The sequence below is a fragment of the Streptomyces cinereospinus genome (assembly GCF_042430725.1).
GTDB classification, from domain to species: Bacteria; Actinomycetota; Actinomycetes; order Streptomycetales; family Streptomycetaceae; genus Streptomyces; species Streptomyces cinereospinus.
Genome location: NZ_JBHMCY010000183.1, coordinates 1 through 1,345, shown reverse-complemented (window position 1 = coordinate 1,345; position 1,345 = coordinate 1). Strand labels below are relative to the sequence as shown.

General features: G+C 73.5%; 1 protein-coding gene. It reads right to left on the bottom strand.

Translation table 11 applies throughout. The features are described 5' to 3' along the window. On the bottom strand, positions 1-1,345 hold a 1,345-nt coding region (locus tag ACFF45_RS35405; protein ID WP_381351152.1), incomplete at both ends, for an acetyl-CoA carboxylase biotin carboxylase subunit.

The window sequence follows — 1,345 nt, the reverse complement described above, 5'->3', positions numbered from 1 at the left end:
CGGCGGGGGCGGTGAAGGGCTCGATGTCGTTGACGAACTCGGTCTCGATCCAGCGGGTGTGGACCGTGAACGGGCCGGCGGAGCCGGCCAGCTCGGGCGCGAACGCGGGGTCCTTGACGACCGCGCGGTGGAACGGGATCGCGGTGGCCATGCCCTCGACCTGGAACTCCTCCAGCGCACGCGCGGCGCGCTGGAGGGCCTCGGCGCGGGTGCGGCCGGTGACGATCAGCTTGGCCAGCAGCGAGTCCCAGGCCGGGCCGATCACGCTGCCGGACTCCACGCCCGCGTCCAGCCGCACGCCCGGCCCGGAGGGCGGGTCGAAGCGGGTGACGGTACCCGGGGCGGGCAGGAAGTTGCGGCCCGGGTCCTCGCCGTTGATGCGGAACTCGAAGGAGTGGCCGCGCAGGACCGGGTCGCCGTAGCCGAGCTCCTCGCCGTCGGCGATGCGGAACATCTCGCGCACCAGGTCGATCCCGGCGACCTCCTCGGTGACCGGGTGCTCGACCTGGAGGCGGGTGTTGACCTCCAGGAAGGAGATCGTGCCGTCCACGCCGACGAGGAACTCCACCGTGCCCGCGCCGACGTACCCGGCCTCCTTCAGGATCGCCTTCGACGCGGCGTACAGCTCCGCCAGCTGCTCCTCGGACAGGAACGGGGCGGGGGCCTCCTCCACCAGCTTCTGGTGGCGGCGCTGCAGCGAGCAGTCACGCGTCGACACGACCACGACGTTGCCGTGGGTGTCGGCCAGGCACTGGGTCTCGACGTGGCGCGGCTTGTCGAGGTAGCGCTCCACGAAGCACTCGCCGCGGCCGAACGCGGCCACCGCCTCGCGCACCGCCGAGTCGTACAGCTCCGGCACCTCCTCCAGCGTCCGGGCGACCTTCAGACCGCGTCCGCCGCCGCCGAAGGCGGCCTTGATCGCGATCGGCAGGCCGTGCTCCTCGGCGAACGCGACGACCTCCTCGGCACCGCTGACCGGGTCGGAGGTACCGGCGACCAGCGGGGCGCCGGCGCGCTGGGCGATGTGCCGGGCGGCGACCTTGTCGCCGAGGTCGCGGATGGCCTGCGGGGGCGGGCCGATCCAGATCAGCCCGGCGTCCAGCACCGCCTGCGCGAACTCCGCGTTCTCCGACAGGAAGCCGTAGCCCGGATGGACGGCGTCGGCCCCCGACTCGCGGGCGGCGTTCAGGACCTTGCCGATGTCGAGGTAGCTGGTCGCCGGGGTGTCACCACCCAGGGCGAACGCCTCATCCGCCGCGCGGACATGCAAAGCGTCCCGGTCCGGGTCGGCGTAGACGGCCACGCTCGCGATCCCGGCGTCCCGGCACGCCCGGGCCACGCGGAC